13 protein-coding genes are annotated in these 15,308 nt (G+C 73.7%); 6 read left to right on the top strand and 7 right to left on the bottom strand.

Annotated elements, in window-relative coordinates; translation table 11 throughout:
- The 4 genes from JNK12_22270 (at position 1) to JNK12_22285 (ending at position 4,325) form a co-directional block, all read left to right on the top strand.
- A complete protein-coding gene (locus tag JNK12_22270; GenBank protein ID MBL8778672.1) occupies positions 1-969 on the top strand; it encodes an electron transfer flavoprotein subunit alpha/FixB family protein in 969 nt (322 codons plus the stop codon).
- 114 nt (positions 970-1,083) lie between these two features.
- Positions 1,084-2,382, top strand: a complete 1,299-nt coding sequence (locus JNK12_22275) for an FAD-binding protein (protein MBL8778673.1) — start codon at positions 1,084-1,086, stop codon at positions 2,380-2,382.
- Between the two features lie 81 nt (positions 2,383-2,463).
- On the top strand, positions 2,464-2,757 hold the full coding sequence (locus JNK12_22280) for a hypothetical protein (GenBank protein MBL8778674.1): 294 nt from the start codon (positions 2,464-2,466) through the stop codon (positions 2,755-2,757).
- Positions 2,754-4,325 (top strand): sensor domain-containing diguanylate cyclase, encoded by a 1,572-nt coding sequence (locus JNK12_22285; GenBank protein MBL8778675.1) that lies wholly within the window; start codon positions 2,754-2,756, stop codon positions 4,323-4,325. The genes JNK12_22280 and JNK12_22285 overlap by 4 nt, the downstream gene beginning before the upstream one ends.
- A gap of 7 nt (positions 4,326-4,332) precedes the next feature.
- On the opposite strand, the gene JNK12_22290 is transcribed toward JNK12_22285, so the two are convergent.
- From JNK12_22290 to JNK12_22300, 3 genes are read right to left on the bottom strand one after another with little or no spacing between them, the layout of a single operon-like run.
- Positions 4,333-5,040, bottom strand: a complete 708-nt coding sequence (locus JNK12_22290) for an SCO1664 family protein (protein ID MBL8778676.1) — start codon at positions 5,038-5,040, stop codon at positions 4,333-4,335.
- A gap of 11 nt (positions 5,041-5,051) precedes the next feature.
- Positions 5,052-5,561: a DUF3090 domain-containing protein gene (locus tag JNK12_22295; protein ID MBL8778677.1), complete on the bottom strand. Its 510-nt coding sequence runs from the start codon at positions 5,559-5,561 to the stop codon at positions 5,052-5,054.
- A 22-nt stretch (positions 5,562-5,583) separates the two neighbouring features.
- A complete protein-coding gene (locus JNK12_22300; protein MBL8778678.1) occupies positions 5,584-6,240 on the bottom strand; it encodes an MSMEG_4193 family putative phosphomutase in 657 nt (218 codons plus the stop codon).
- A 134-nt stretch (positions 6,241-6,374) separates the two neighbouring features.
- On the opposite strand from JNK12_22300, the gene JNK12_22305 reads away from it, so the two are divergent.
- Positions 6,375-9,755: an AAA family ATPase gene (locus JNK12_22305; GenBank protein MBL8778679.1), complete on the top strand. Its 3,381-nt coding sequence runs from the start codon at positions 6,375-6,377 to the stop codon at positions 9,753-9,755.
- A gap of 9 nt (positions 9,756-9,764) precedes the next feature.
- On the opposite strand, the gene JNK12_22310 is transcribed toward JNK12_22305, so the two are convergent.
- The 3 genes from JNK12_22310 to JNK12_22320 all read right to left on the bottom strand — a co-directional run bounded on the left by JNK12_22310 (position 9,765) and on the right by JNK12_22320 (position 13,615).
- Positions 9,765-11,297 carry a hypothetical protein gene (locus tag JNK12_22310; protein ID MBL8778680.1) on the bottom strand — a complete coding sequence of 511 codons (1,533 nt, stop codon included), beginning with the start codon at positions 11,295-11,297 and terminating at the stop codon, positions 9,765-9,767.
- A 91-nt stretch (positions 11,298-11,388) separates the two neighbouring features.
- A complete protein-coding gene (locus JNK12_22315) occupies positions 11,389-12,816 on the bottom strand; it encodes a hypothetical protein (GenBank protein MBL8778681.1) in 1,428 nt (475 codons plus the stop codon).
- A 46-nt stretch (positions 12,817-12,862) separates the two neighbouring features.
- Entirely contained in the window at positions 12,863-13,615 is a 753-nt protein-coding gene (locus JNK12_22320; protein ID MBL8778682.1) for an AfsR/SARP family transcriptional regulator, read from the bottom strand.
- A 106-nt stretch (positions 13,616-13,721) separates the two neighbouring features.
- On the opposite strand from JNK12_22320, the gene JNK12_22325 reads away from it, so the two are divergent.
- Positions 13,722-14,408: a uracil-DNA glycosylase gene (locus JNK12_22325; GenBank protein MBL8778683.1), complete on the top strand. Its 687-nt coding sequence runs from the start codon at positions 13,722-13,724 to the stop codon at positions 14,406-14,408.
- An 8-nt stretch (positions 14,409-14,416) separates the two neighbouring features.
- Here the strand turns inward: JNK12_22325 and JNK12_22330 are convergent, their stop codons facing one another.
- Positions 14,417-15,253 (bottom strand): sulfite exporter TauE/SafE family protein, encoded by an 837-nt coding sequence (locus JNK12_22330; GenBank protein MBL8778684.1) that lies wholly within the window; start codon positions 15,251-15,253, stop codon positions 14,417-14,419.
- Positions 15,254-15,308 lie beyond the last annotated feature (55 nt).

Consider the following 15,308-nt stretch of genomic DNA (forward strand, 5'->3'; position numbering starts at 1 on the left):
ATGGCTCTCTCCACCGTTTGGGTCCTCGCTGAAGAACGCGAGGGCAAGGTCCTGCCCATCACCCTCGAGATGCTGGCCAAGGCCCGCGAGATCGCGGACAACGTCGAGGCCGTCCTCGGCGGCGACGCCACCGCGGTCGCCGCGGAGCTCGGCGCCCACGGCGTCACCAAGGTGCACGCCACCGGCGACCTCGCCGGCGCGCTGCCCGGTGTCCCCGTCGCGGCCGCCATGGCCGCCGCCATCGAGGGTGGGGCCAGCCCCGACCTCATCATGTTCGGCACCACCTACGACGGCCGCGACATCGCCGGCCGCCTGTCGGCCAAGCTCGATCGCACCGTCATCACCAACAACGTCGACATCACCGTCGACGGCGACTCGATCGTCGTGGTCGAGCCGGTGTTCGGTGGGTCGACCAACGTCTCCACCAAGTTCAGCGCCGCCGGCCCGCACCTGGCGCTGTTCCGGCCCAAGTCCTTCGAGCCCGCCGAGAGCGGCGGCGGCCCGGCCGAGGTCGCGTCCCTGTCGGTGCCCGACCTGGGGAACTCGGGTGGCGCCACCATCACCGAGCGCCACGTCGAGGAGCGCGAGGGCCCGTCCCTGGACGACGCCGCCGTGGTCGTCTCCGGCGGTCGTGGCCTGGGCGAGTCCGACAAGTACGAGATGATCGAGCAGCTGGCCAAGCTCCTCAAGGCCGCCCCGGGCGCGTCGCGGGCCATCGTCGACGCCGGCTGGGTGCCCTACTCGTACCAGGTGGGCCAGACCGGCAAGGTCGTGAAGCCGACGGTGTACCTCGCCGCCGGCATCTCGGGCGCCACCCAGCACATGGTGGGCATGAAGGGCTCGAAGAACATCATCGCCATCAACAAGGACGCCGAGGCCCCGATCTTCTCGATCGCCGACCTCGGCATCGTTGGCGACGTGCACAAGGTGCTGCCCAAGCTCATCGAGGCCCTCCAGGCCCGAGGCTGACGCCACCGCAGTCCTGAGCAGTGCCCGACGGGGCACCGGCGCTTCGGCGCCGGTGCCCCGTTGCGCGTCCACCCTCGGGTCGGGGGCCCGCCCCGCCTGCCCTAGCGTGCGGGCGTGGGTCGACGCGCTTGGACGAACTGGGCGGGGAACCAGCGATGCGCGCCCCACTCGATCGAGCGGCCCCGCACCGAGGCCGAGCTGGTGGCGATCGTGGGGCGGGCCGCCGCCGCCGGACGCCGGGTGAAGGCGGTCGGGGCCGGCCACTCGTTCACCGACATCGCCTGCACCGACGGCCACCTGGTCGACCTGCGCGACTACGGGCGCCTGCTGTCGTTCGACCCCGCGACCTGCCGGGCGACCGTGCAGGCGGGCATCCGCCTCACCGAGCTCAATCGCCTGCTGGCCGAGCGGGGGGCGGCGATGCCCAACCTGGGCGACATCGCCTACCAGTCGATCGCCGGGGCCACCGCCACGGCCACCCACGGCACCGGCCGTCGCTTCGGCAACCTCGCCACGACCATCGTGGGGATGCGGCTGATCGCCGGTGACGGCTCGATCGTCGCGTGTGCGGTCGACGACGATCCCGATCTGCTCCGGGTGGCGAGGGTGGGCCTCGGCGCGCTCGGGCTCGTGTCCGAGCTCACCCTCCAGTGCGTGCCGGCGTTCAACCTGCACGCCGTCGAGGAGCCGATGCTCGTCGACGAGGTGCTCGACGACTGGGACGGCCACCTCGACCGCAACGACCACTTCGAGCTGCTGTGGGTGCCCAACACCCGCTGGGCCCTGACCAAGAGGAACCGGCGGACCGACGAGCCCGTGCAGCCCCGGACGCCGTGGATGCGGTGGCGCAACGGGGTGCTCTACGACAACATCGCCTTCGGCGCGGCAAACCGGGTGGCCCGTCGCCGGCCCGATGCGGTGCGCCGCCTCGGCAAGGCGCTGCCGTCGGCCGGGCGGGTGGAGTACATCGAGCCCAGCCCCCAGGTCTTCGCCAGCCCCCGCCTCGTGCATTTCGTCGAGATGGAGTACGCCGTCCCCCTCGAAGCGGTGCCCGAGGCCCTGAACCGGGTGCGGGCCCTGGTGAAGGAGGAGCGCCTGCCGCTGCTGTTCCCCGTGGAGGTGCGGGCGGTGGCGGCCGACGACATCCCCCTCAGCCCGGCCTCCGGACGCGAGACCGGCTACCTCGCCGTCCACGTGTACCGGGGGACGCCCCAGGAGCCCTACTTCTCGGGGGTCGAGGCGATCATGGACGACTACGGGGGCCGCCCGCACTGGGGCAAGGTGCACTTCCAGACCGCCGAGTCGCTCGCAGCCCGGTACCCGGGCTGGGACGACTTCCTCGAGGCCCGCGAGCGCCTCGACCCCGCCCGCACCTTCGCCAACCCCTACCTCGAGCGCGTGCTCGGGGCGTAACCGCCCCGCGGGACGCGATCGGGCACCGCGACCGGGGCGGGGGGCCTTCAGATCGCCGTCGCCCCGCCGATGAGGGCAGGGATGACTCGATGGGGCGGCCACGAGGTCGGCCGCATCTCGCACACGGTCGGGCTCGTGCTCGCGGCCGCGGCGCTCGCCGTCGTCGCCTGCGTGGTGGCCGCCTTCCTGTTCGGGGTGTCGCCGTCGGAGGATCTGGTGGACGCGGCCCGGCGCGACGCCCGCAACTTCGGTTGGCCGCTCGTCATCGCCGTGGCCGTCATCGCCTTCCTGGCCTTCCAGCACCGCGCCGAGCGCCACGAGCGCAAGCTCGCCGACGCGCCCCTCGACCAGGGCGAGCGCCTGAGGTTCAAGTGACCGGGCGGGACGAGCACGACGCCGATCTGGTCCCGCTCTCGGACCGGCTCGCGGTCCTGCTCATCGCCCGCCTGGCCATCGCCGCCAGCGTGATCATCGCCGTCGGTGTGGTCGACGAGCTGGTCTCGGACCCCTCGCGGACGGTGTTCCTCGCTGCCGTCCTGTACGCCGGGCTCACCACCGCGGTCGAGCTCACCCGGCGCAAGCTGGGGTGGCGCGGGCTGCTGGCGGTGTCGGCGCTGCTGGTCGTGGACGGCGTCTTCCTCGCCTACGTCGTGGTGCAGACCGGAGGTCTCGACAGCCCCCTGGTCTTCCTCATCTACTTCCACATCGTGGCCGTCACCCTGGTCGCCTCGTACCGGACCGGCCTGAAGGTGGCCATCTGGCACGCCCTGTTGATGGTGGGCGGCTCGTCGGCCGTGATGGCCTACTACCTCCACGGCGAGCACACCGGCGAGGAGCAGGCCGTGGCCTTCCGGGCGTCGACCCTGCTCGTCCTGGCCATCGGCGCCGCCGCCTTCTCGTCGCTCAACGAGCGTGGTCTCAACCACAGTCGCCGCCAGATCCAGTCGCTCCTCGACCTCAGCTCGGACCTCGAGCGCGAGGAGTGGCCGGCGGAGATCTGCGCCGTGCTCGCCACCCACGTCCACGACCGCCTGCGCTTCCACCGTGCCCTCGTGCTGGCCACCGAGGGCGAGCAGGTCCTCGGGGCCGTGTCCGACGACGGCGTGTGCCTGTGGTTCGAGGCGCCGCCGCTTCCCGACGATGTCGGCGGGGTGATCGGCGAGTGCCGCCGCACCGGTGCGCCGGCGCTGGTGCGGTCACTGGACCCGGTGGACGACGCGCTCGTGGACACGATGCTGCCGCTGGCCCATAACGTCGTGGTCGTCCCGCTCGTGGCCAATGGCGAGCCCGTCGGGGTCCTCGTGGCCGAGTGGGCGGGTTCGCGCTGGAGCGGCCTGCCCGCGTCCACCCTCACCACGCTGGTCCAGTCGGCCTCGCATGCGGCGATGTCCCTCCGCACCCGGATGCTGCTCGGCGAGGTCGACCGCCTCGCCCGCCACGACGGCCTCACCGGGCTGTGCAACCGCCAGGAGTTCGACGCCGCGCTGGAGCGCGAGTTCTCGCGGGCGCAGCGCGCCGGTGCCCCGCTGAGCGTCGTGCTCGTCGACGTCGACCACTTCAAGGCCGTCAACGACACCCATGGGCACCAGCGAGGGGACGAGGTGCTGCGCCAGGTGGGCGCCGGGCTCGAGCAGCTGGCCCGCCGTGAGGACATCGCGGCGCGCTACGGCGGTGAGGAGTTCGTGGTCCTCCTGCCGGGGGTGGACGGTGCGGGGGCCTCGGCCTTCGCCGAGCGGGTCCGGGCGCGCCTGCGCGACGGCGTCGAGGCCGTCCCCATCACCGTCAGCGCCGGCGTCGCCTGCTTCCCGGAGAACGCGATCGACCTCGATGCGCTGGTGGGACGGGCCGACGCCGCGCTCTACGAGGCCAAGCGGGGCGGTCGGGACCGTGTCGTCACCAGCACCGTGCACGCGCGCCCGGCGGTGGTGGCCGACGCCGGCTGACGCTCTCTCAGACGAGGGGCCAGGGGTACTGGCGTCCCGAGGTGTCGACCGGGAAGCACCCGGCCTCGACGAGCCGCCGGGCCCGGAAGAGCACGGACCGGCACTCGACCGGTGTCAGCAGGGACTCCAGGGGAGCGGGCACGCCACGTGCCACCAGCGCGTCGAGGTCGGTGAGGAGGTCGTCGGGCACGGGCTCGCCGGCGAAGTCCCAGATCACGGTGCGGAGCTTGAAGTCCTCGTGGAAGGCGAGGCCGTGGTCGATCCCGTAGAGGTGGCCGTCGGCGCCCAGCAGGCAGTGCCCGCCCTTGCGGTCGGTGTTGTTGGCCACGATGTCGAACGCCGCCATGCGCCGCAGCTGCGGGTGCAGGGCCTCGTCTTCGAGCAGGGTGAAGTAGTGCTGCTCGAAGTCGGCGTCGACGAACTGCTGCACCGAGCCCTCGCCGAGCGGGCCGTCGCGCAGGACCGTCGGTGGCACGACGTCCCATCCGAGGGCGACCGCCAGCTCCCACGCCGCCACCTCGCGCTTGCCCAGGCCGGGCGGGAAGTCCCACAGCGGCCGCTCGCCGCGGTGGGGCTTGTAGATGGCCCGGCCGGTGCGGTCGTCGAGGTGCAGCTCGACCAGGAAGGTGGCGTTCGAGCTCCAGGGCATGCGGCCCTCGATGACGAGCTCGGCCTCACGGAGGAGGTGCAGCTCGTCGGCGTGGTCGCCTGGCATGCCCACCCGGGTCAGCTGGGCCGGTGGTGGCCGTTGGTGCGGGGGCAGGCGTGGCCCTCGGGGTCCATCGGGCGGCCGCACAGCGGGCACAGCGGCCGGCCCTGGCCGACCAGCTCCTCGGCCCACGGGATGAACGCCGCCACCTGCGCCGGCGTGAGGCGGACGCGGGCCACGCCCGGCGACTCGGGCGGCTCCTCCTCGTCGACGAGCTCGTCGACGACGATGACGAAGCGCTCGTCGTCCTCGTCGTAGGCCACGCCCATCGAGCCCGCCACCCACTCGGCGAGGACGGGCTCGACGAGGCCGAGCTGCGCCGGCGAGAGCGCCGCCGCCACCGGGGGCAGGTCGGCCAGCAGCTCGGCGAGGTACTGGGCGAGGGCCGCGACCTGCTGCTTCTCGCACTTGAGGCTGACCACCTGGCCCGCCTCGGTCACCTGGAAGAAGAACGTGCGGGCCCCGGGCTCGCCGAGGGCGCCCGCGGTGAAGATCTCGGGCTCGTCGAAGCGGAACGACGAGCTCATGTGCGTGCCTCCTGGGTGCGGGTCATGACGGGGCGAGGGCGGTCAGGTCGCCGCCGGTGGAGTTCACCGACAGCACGACGGGCCCGGTGGCCGTGTAGAGGATGGCGGTGACCGAGCAGGGCGAGATGACGATGCGCTGGAACAGGTCGAGGTGGGTGCCGAGCGCCTGGGCAACGGCCGCCTTGATCGGGTCGGCGTGGGACACCGCCACCACCGTCCCGCCGGGGTGCCGGGCCACGAGGCGGTCGATGGCGCCGGTGATGCGGGCCTGCATCTCGGCGAAGGACTCGCCCTTGGGGAAGCGGAAGCCGCTCGGGTAGCGCTGCACCGTCTTCCACTCGGGGAGCTTGGCCAGGTCCTTCAGGTTGGCCCCGGTCCAGGTGCCGAAGTCGCACTCGATCAGGCCGGCGTCGGTGCGCACCCGCTTCTTCACCGCCTTGGCGATGGGGGCGGCGGTCTCCTGCGTGCGCTCGAGGGGCGAGGCGTAGACCGCCTTCACCTTGTCGGCCAGCGGCCGGATCCGCTCGGCCGCCGCGGCGGCCTGCTCGTGCCCCTTCTCGGCGAGGTGCAGGCCCCGGGCCCGCCCCGGGAGGGTGGTGCCGGTGGTGGGCGTCTGCCCGTGCCGCACCAGCAGCACGAGCGTGGGTTCGGGGCCGGGAGGCGCCTTCTTCGCAGCCATGATCCGAGCACGGTACCCGCCACCTGGCGCCGTCGACCCACCGGCGGGGCTGCATCCTCGTGGCGGGCCCGCCGGGCCGGGTCACACCGGCCGGGTACCTTGAGGATGTGGGGACGGGGGCACGTGGGCCGCTGGTGCGAGTGCTCGGTCCGGTCGTCGTCGACGGCACGCCGGACGGCCCCACCGCGCCGGGCGGCCCGCGGCGGCGGGGGGTCCTCGCCATGCTCGCCGCCGAGCTCGGCCACGTCGTGTCCATGGACCGCCTCGTCGACGGCCTCTGGTACGACCCGCCGGCGAGCGCGGTGAACGTCGTGCAGGTGCAGGTCTCCCACCTGCGCAAGCAGCTGCCGGCGCCGGTGCGGCTGGAGACGGCCGGTGCGGGCTACCGCCTCGACGCGTCGGCCCGCCACGTCGACCTGGCCCGCTTCGAGGCCCTCGTGAACGAGGCCGCGGCCGCCGAGCGCCAGGGCCTCGCCGGCGCCAACGTCGAGGTGCTGGAGGAGGCCCTCGCCCTCTGGATGGGCGAGCCCCTGGAGGGCGTCGGCGACCTGCCCTTCGTCGAGCCGCTGCGGCGGGCGCTGCTCGAGCGGCGGGGGCGGGCCGAGGAGCGTCTGGCCGCGCTCCTCGTGGAGCAGGGTCGGTCGCGGGAGGCCGTGGACCACCTCGAGGTGTTCGTGGCCCGGACCCCGTACGACGAGCACCGCTGGGCGCTCCTGGCCCGGGCCCTGGGGGCCTCGGGGCGCAGCGCCGACGGGCTCGAGGCGTTGCAGCGCGCCCGCCGGCGCCTGGTCGAGGACCTCGGCATGGATCCCGGCCCTGAGATCCGGGCGGCCGAGCAGGACCTGCTGCGACTGGGCGACGGGCCGGCACCGGCGGACCCGTGGGCGGCCTTCGCCGAGTCGATGGCCGCGACCGACGGTCCCGCAGTCGTGCCCGTGAGCGCAGCGCTCGCTCCGTTCTCTGGCCGCGCCTGCGTCGGCCGCGACCAGCCCCTCCAGGAGCTCGAAGGGCTCTGTGCTCTTGATCGCTCCGACGGCGATCGCGTCGCCGTGGTGGTGGCCGAGCCCGGGGCGGGCAAGACCCACCTGTTGGCGGCGCTGGCCGCCCGGGTCGGGGCCACGGGCGCGATCACCCTCTACGGCCGCCACAGCCCCGAGCGCTACCTGCCCTACGAGGCCTGGGGTCAGATCCTCTCGGCCGCCGTCCAGCAGCTGCCCCCCGGGTTCGCGCCGGCGCTGCCGCTGCGGCTGCGGGAGCCGCTCGCCCGCCTCGTCCCCGCCTTCGCCGGTGACGGGAGCGGCGCCGACGCCGAGGTCGACCCGACGTCGCGGTTCCGGTTGTTCGAGGCGGTGGCCGACCTCCTGTCCCTCGTGGCCGAGGTGGTGCCCGTCGTGGTGCTGGTCGACGACCTCCAGTGGGCGGGGACCAGCTCGGTGGCGCTCACCCGCTCGGTCCTGTCCCGGGGCCTGCCGGACGGGCTGCGGGTCGTGCTCGCGTCCCGGCCCGATCCCGAGGACAACGACGCCGCCGGGCTGCTCGCCGAGCTCCACGAGCAGGCCGTGCCCGTCAGCCTCCCTGGCCTCGACGCCACCGCCGCACACGAGCTGCTCCGCCTTCACGGGCTGGAGTGCTCGCTCGACGACGCCGGCCGCATCGCCGCCCTCAGCGCCGGCAACCCGCTCGTCATGCAGCAGTTCCGGTCGTTCGACGGCTCGTCGTTCATCGCCGAGCTGGGCGGCGTGGAGCCGTCGGCCCGGGCCGAAGCGCTGGTCGACGAGCGCTTCGAGGGCTTCGCCCCCGCCACCCGCGCGCTCCTCGAGGCGGCGTCGCTGGCCGGCGTCGAGTTCACCCTGGACGAGGTGCAGGCCGTCACCGACGCACCCGAGCACCAGCTGGTCGACGACCTCGAGCCCGCGCTGCACCGAGGGGTCGTCCTCGATCCTGGGGGCGACGATCGGTTCGCCTTCGGCCACGCCCTCTACCAGTCGGTGCTGCGTCGCCGGGTCGCCGGGCCCCGCCGCCGGCGCGGCCACCGCGCCCTCGCACTGCACGCGTCCGAAGCCGGGCGGGTCGTCGCCGCGGCCTACCACGCCTTCGAGGCGGGCGGCAGCGTGGCCCCCGACGAGCTCCACGCGTTCGCGCTGGCGGCCGCCGACCGGCTCGCCGCGGACCTCGCCCCGGACAAGGAGCTCGACCTCCTTGACCGGCTCGCCGCCGACCCGCTCGTGGCGGCCTCCCTCCGGGACGCCGAGCGCTTCGAGCTGGACCTGCGCCGGGCCCGCCTTCGGTGCGTGTGCGGGGACTGGGACGGCTCCCGGGAGCAGTACCTGGCGGTGGCCGAGGAGGCTCGCCGCCTCGGCGCGGTCGACGTGCTGCCCCGGGTGGCCCTCGAGATCGACGACCGGGGCCGGTCCGTGCGGCTGGTGGGCCCCCGCCTCGGGCTCCTCGACGAGGCCCGGCGGCGCTTCGGCGACGCCGGCGACCTGGCCCTGCGCATCGAGCTGGACGCCGCCTGGGCCGGCGAGGTCAACCAGTTCGGGCGCGGCGACGCCGCCGTGGCGGGTGAGTCCCTGGTCGCCTTCGCCGACGAGGTGGTCACGCGGGCCCGCGACCTGGGCCAACCCCACCCGCTGGCGGCGGCCCTGTTCACCCGCCAGAGCGTGGGGCACTGGCAGGGCGACATCGAGGGCAACCGCCTCCTGCTCGACGAGCTGCTCGAGCTCGCCGCCGCGCTCGGCGACGACCACCTCCTCCACGTGGGGCTCCTCGGGCGCCTCCGGGCCGGGATCCAGGCCGGCGACCGGGAGGCGGCCGAGGAGTTCCGCCGTCGTCACGCCGCGCTGGCCGAGACCACCGGCCATCCCCGCACCACCTGGTTCGCCATGATGCAGCGCAGCACCCTGGCCCAGATGGACGGCGCCTTCGACGAGGCCGAGGCGCTCGCCCTGGAGGCCGTGGCCTACGGCATGGCCAAGGACATCCCCGACGCCGACGGCGCCTTCAAGGCCGCGCTCTACTTCAACCTGTTCCACGCCCAGCGCACCGCCGAGGTGCGCTCGCTCGTGGAGGACGTGGTCGTGGCCGAGCCCCACAACCCGCTGTGGCGCATCGGCGCCGGCATCGCCCAGGCCGAGGACGGCGACCAGGCCGCCGCCCAGGCGTCCCTCGACGCCGTGGTCGACCTGCTGGCCCGGCTGCCCCGCAACGAGTTCTGGCCGTCGGTGCTCACGATGGCCGCGGACCTCGCCGACCGCCTCCCGCCCGACCCGGCGCGGGCGGCGGCGCTGGAGGCGCTGTTGGCGCCGTGGTCGGGCCGCTTCGTGGTGATGGGGTCGATGATCACGACCCTGGGCCCGGCCGACCGGGCCCTCGCCCTGCTGGCCTGCGAGCAGGGCGACCTGGCCCGGGCCGAGGCGCTCCTGGCCGAGGCCGACGCCCTCTGCGACCGCCTCGGCGCCGCCGCCTGGTCCGACCGGGTCCAGGACGTGCGGGCACGCCGAGTCACCGCCCGGTAGCCGGCCTCCTCAGGCGCCGACCACCGGCCCATCGTCCTCGGGCTCGAGTCCCTCTTCACCCGCGGTGTCCGTCCGGCCGGCGAAGAGCGAGCGGGTGAACTCGATTGGCGCCCGGCCGATCGCCTCGGCCACGCCGGCGATGATGTCAGTGAGACCTGGTGGGTCGCCGCGCCGGCCGGGGCCGTCTTCACCGTCATCGCCGTCGGTCTCCCCGTCGCCGACCCATGTCGGCGACGTGCGCGATGCCCAAAGGGCGTCGGACATCTCCATGGCGAATGCATCGACCGACCGGCGGGTCGGCGGCGCGGTGGCGGTGGGAACCCAACGCCCGGGACCGATCGAGAGCACCTCCGGCGCGTCCGCTCCGAAGGGGGCGACCGCCACCGACGCAGTCGACACCACGTCGCCGTCTCCGGGGGTCGTCCGGCGGTGCCCCGCCTGCGTCTTGACGGCCTTCGGAGCCCACCGCTCGGGGCCCCGGGCCCAGAGCGTCACCGGGACGAGTCGCTCGCAGTCCCACAGGTCCCTGGGTGTGCTCAGCGGCAGTTGGTCGGCTCCGAGAAGAACCTCGTCCACCTTGTCGAGATCGAGTTGCAGGTTCGCGGCGGCGTACACCTGCTCGACGAACGACGCGCAGATCCACCCGGGCCCTCCGGCGTGATCGGGGAACGTGAGCAGGTCGATCGACCGCAACCGTTCTCGGACGATCTCGCGAGCGCTCTTCAGGCCGTGCGCGCCGATCAGTCTGATGCCGAGCAACCAGGCCAGAGGGACCTTGCGCTGATCGGCGAGCTTTCGCAGGCGCCCCCATTCGCGGTAGCCGGGTCGATCCATGATGTCCGGGATGAACGAGACGAGCTCCGCGGGGTTGAACGAGGTCGCATCGGCCGCGACGGGCAGCACCGCGTCGAGGAGGTCCGATCGAAGCTTGTCGCGCTCGTCGGCGTCCCCCTGGTGCAGCCTCTGGTGGCGAAGGGCGGCGACCGAGCGGATGTGGTGGACCGAGCGCGAGCCGATCACCGCGGGGTCGCTTTCGTCTTCGGGGTTCCGTCCATAGAGCCACTCCGGCCCGTGGCGGTCGAGGTAGTCCTCGATCGTCACGATGCCGACCCCACCCAGGGTGACGAGTGTCGACGGCGGACCGGAGACCGCTCCGGTCGTCGCAGCGGTCCATGGCCGCAGGTAGGCCGCGGCGAGGTGCTCGGCGAGGTCATCGATGAAGCCGCCCAGGTCGGTCAGGCGGCCGTGCTCGTCCCGGGCAGGCTTCAGTGTGTAGCCCTCGGCGAGGCGGGTGGCCGTGTCCCCCCACCACAGGTTCGAGACGTTGTGGGCGAGCAGGTGCTCGGCCGAAGCGCCCCGTGGATGTTCGCCGAGGTACAGAGCCGAGTGGTAGCAGGTCCGCCGTTCCGTGAGCTGCGCGAGGCCGGCGAGGAAGTCCGCCCCTTGGAACAACAAGACGTCGCCGGGCTCGAGCCGACTGAAGAACTCGTCACGGTCCCCAGTCACCTCGAGGATCTCCGGCGTGGTGTCGTGCAGTTCCATCGTCACCTCCCGCTCTCTGGCCCAGGGGCCTCACCCACGGCATCGTTCCCGCCGCGTCTGGTCTTGTCCAGCACGTCCGGCCTGGCTCGCGTCACCGCGTCCGGCGCCGTGGTCGCCGCCGGATGCCCCGTCGAAGGAGGCGTGGCTTCAGGTCCGCCGGCTCCTCGTCGATGGGTGCGGTCGACCAGCGCCACTCCAGCTTCTCGAGCGCCCGGCGAATGGCCTCGTCGCGGGTGGAGGGGCCGGCAACCACGGGGACATCGACCTCGGCGCTGATCCGGGTGGTCGTCGAGAGGGGCTCGGTCGCCCGGGCGATGAAGACCGCTGGGGTGGCTTGGCCGACCCCGACCTCGACGCCGCGGTCCGGCTCCTCGACGGGTATTGGCTCCTCGACCCGTTCCGGCCTCGCCGCCGGACCCTCGTCCCATCGCTCGGGACCCCGCACGAACATGGTGTGCGGCGTCAGTTGTGGGCAGTCCCACAGGTCGCGCGGCGTGCTGAGGTCCACCTGCTGACCGTCATCGGCCCCCATCTTGACGCCCTCGACGTGGCCGACGTCGAGGGGCATCCCTGCTGCCGCGTAGGTGGCGATCACGTACGAGGCGCAGATCCAGCCGGGCCCTCGATCGACTTCGGGGAAGTAGTAGGCCGGCTCGATCGTCCGTAGCCGCTCGCGGACGATGTCCAGCGCTGACGGCGGCTCCTGTCCCCGTGGGAGGCGGCGGCGGAGGAGGCGGGCGAGGTTCTTGCGGTTGCGCTGCTGCTCGGCCAACAGGCGCAGTCCCGCCCACTCGATGTAGCCCGGGCGGTCGAAGCACTGCGGCACCACCGAGAGCAGCTCGGCGGCGTTGAAGCCGCTCGCCCGGTCTGCGGTCCCGGAAGCGGCGAGCAGAAGCTCGCCGGCGGCGGCATCGACCTCGAGCTCCGTGCGGAGCTGGTGGTGGCGCAGGGCCAGCACGGAGCGGACGTGGTGCACGTACTTCGCACCCGTGCGCTCGCCGGCGCTGTCGAAGATCGGCTCGGTCTTCCGGCGGGCGAGGTACCCCTCGATGCTCACGACGCCCACGCCACCGTGCTCGACGAGCTGGCGGGCGAGCTGGAGGAGCGCGTCATCGCCACGGTGGAACCGATCGAAGAGGTGATGCTCGACGAGGTTCCTCGCCAGCACATCGAAGAACTTCGCCCGGTCCTCCTTGTTGTTGACCACGTCGACCTCGTCGCCGGGATGGAGGCTGCCGCCTTCCCCGGGCACCTGGCGGGCGAGGTCCCGCCACCAGAGGGTCGAGACGTTGTGGGCGAGGAGGTGCTCGGTCCGGCCGTCCCGCTGGCCCGTGCCCACGTAGATCGCCGAGTGGTAGCAGGTACGCCGCTCGGTGAGCTGGGCCAGGCCGGCCAGGAAGTCGGCGCCCTGGAACAACAGGACGTCCCCCGGCTCGAGCGTGTCGAGGAAGACGCCGGCTCGGGCCGTCACCTCCAGGGTCTCCGGGGTGGCGTCGTGCATCTCGTCCTCTCGGGTCATCGCTGCGATCCCGCCGCGGGCCGGCCCTCGTCGCCGAGACGGGAGGTCACGTCCACGAGCCGGCCGTCTCCAGCTCCGGGTCCTGGCGCAAGATGGCCTCCTCGAGTGCGCACAGGGCGGCGCCGGGCTCCAATCCCACCTGACGGACGAGCTCCTCGCGTGCCCGCTGGAAGGCCCGCAGGGCGTCCACCTGACGGTCGACCCGATAGAGCGCGGTCATCAACAGCGCCCAGCGCCGCTCGCGCAAGGGCTCCTCGCGCGCGAGGCGGTCGAGCTCGAGGGCCGCCTCGGCGACCCGACCGACGCACAGGAGCGCCTCGCAGCGGGACTCCTCGGCCAGCCGTCGCCGCTCCTCGAGGTGGGTGCGCTCGAGCGAGAAGCGCTCGCTGGTCAGGTCGGCGAACGGGGCGCCGCGCCACAGGCCCAACGCCTGCTCGAGCTGGGCGAGGGCCGGCGCGGGATCGAGGGCGTGCGCCCCGTCGACGAGCTGTCGGAAGGCGACGGCGTCGACCGCCGCGGTGGGCAGGTCGAGCCGGTACGAGGAGCCCTCGGTCGTGATGGCGCCGGGCGGCAGGCGGCGGCGAAGGCGGAGCACGAACCCTTGGAGCGTCTTGCGGGCGGAGGGCGGCGGATCCTCCTCCCACAGCGCGTCGATCAGCGAGGACGCGGCGACGGGTCGCCCCACCTCGAGGCCCAGCACCGCGAGGACCGCGTGGTAGCGCCGGCCGGCGAGGACGTTCGCCCGTCCCTCGTGGACGATGGTCGGTGGGCCCAGCAGGCGGATCGCGGTCGTGTCCATGGCTGCACCTTGACGGACGCCGCTTTCGATCCGCTTTCGCTCCCGCCGCCACCGCGTGCAGGCCACTGCGGACAGGCCCTCGCCGGCTGCTTCGGGCCTGCCTAGCCTGCGGCCGGTGGATTCCCTCGAGCGCCTGACCGCCGACATCGTGGCCTGCCGGGCGTGCCCGCGCCTCGTCGCCTGGCGCGAGCAGGTGGCGGCCGAGAAGAAGGCCGCCCACCGCGACGAGGCGTACTGGGGCCGACCCGTGCCCGGCTGGGGGGATCCCGCCGCGACCCTCGCCGTGGTCGGCCTGGCCCCGGCCGCCCATGGGGCCAACCGCACCGGGCGCATGTTCACCGGCGACCGCTCGGGGGAGTGGCTCTACCGGGCCCTGTACCGGGCGGGCTACGCGGATCGCCCCGAGTCCGTGTCCCGGGACGACGGCCTGCGCCTCACCGGTGCGTGGATCACGGCCCCCGTGAGGTGCGCCCCGCCGGCCAACAAGCCGACGATCGACGAGCGCGACACCTGCCGCCCGTTCCTCGAGCGGGAGCTGGCGCTGCTCACCGAGCTGAAGGTGCTCGTGGCCCTCGGTGGGTTCGGCTACCAGGTGCTCGCCGGCGCGCTCGGCGTCCGCCCCCGCCCGAAGTTCGGCCACGGCGTCGAGGCGGTCACCCCCTCGGGGCTCACCATCCTCTGCTCGTACCACGTCAGCCAGCAGAACACCTTCACCGGCAAGCTCACCGAGCCGATGCTCGACGCGGTCTTCGCCCGGGCGCGTGTGCTCGGCCGGGGGTCGCCCCCGGGCTGAGGGGCGCCTCAGCCCAGGAGGGCCAGCGTCTCGCCGACGCCGTAGGCCAGCGCCATCAGGCCGAGGAAGGCGGCCACGACCCGGCGCAGGCGCCGGTCGCCGGCCGCGATGGCGAGCGCGGCGCCGATGCGGGCGCCGGGGATCACGCCGACGCAGAGCAGCAGGGCGAAGCGCCAGTCGATGTTGCCGAGGAGCGCGTGGGTGATGGTGCCGGGGACGGCGAACAGCCCGACGCAGGCGAGGGACGTGGCGATGGCCCGCTTGACCGACAGATCGCCCACCTGGGTGAAGCCGGGGACCATCACGATGCCGCCGCCGATGCCGAGCAGCCCCGACAGGGTCCCGGCGACGATGCCGACGGTGGCGAAGGCCAGGCGGCGGTGGTGGGTCGCCGGGTGGCCCGGGGCCCCGTCGAGGGCCTCGACGTCGGTCTCGGCGAGCGGCTCGCCCGGCTCGACGGCCTCCTCGCCCCCGTCGCGGGGGAACATGCGCCAGGCGCTGTAGGCGAGCAGGGCTGCCGTCATCAGCATGAGCACGTGGCCCTCACCGGGCACGTGGTCGGCGGCGAGGGCGCCGACCACCGCGGCGACGATGCCCGCGGGCGCGGTGATGGCGACCACCGACCAGTCGACCATGCCCTCGCGCGCGTACCGGGCCGTGCCGGACGCCGCCCCGGGGATGATCGAGGGCAGCGTGGTGCCCACCGCCAGGATCGGACTGGCGCCGAGGGCGCGGATGCCCGGGGTGGAGATCACGGCGCCACCCACCCCGAACAGGCCGGACATGATGCCGGTGAGCAGGCCCAGGCCCACGGTCAGCGCGTCGCGCAGCAGGCCGGGGTCCACCGCCTCGGTCTACTGCGGCGTCGAGAATGGTCCAAATGCCCCCTCACGCCGGCCG

This window comes from Acidimicrobiales bacterium, from assembly GCA_016794585.1.
Taxonomy (GTDB): domain Bacteria; phylum Actinomycetota; class Acidimicrobiia; order Acidimicrobiales; family DATDAH01; genus JAEUJM01.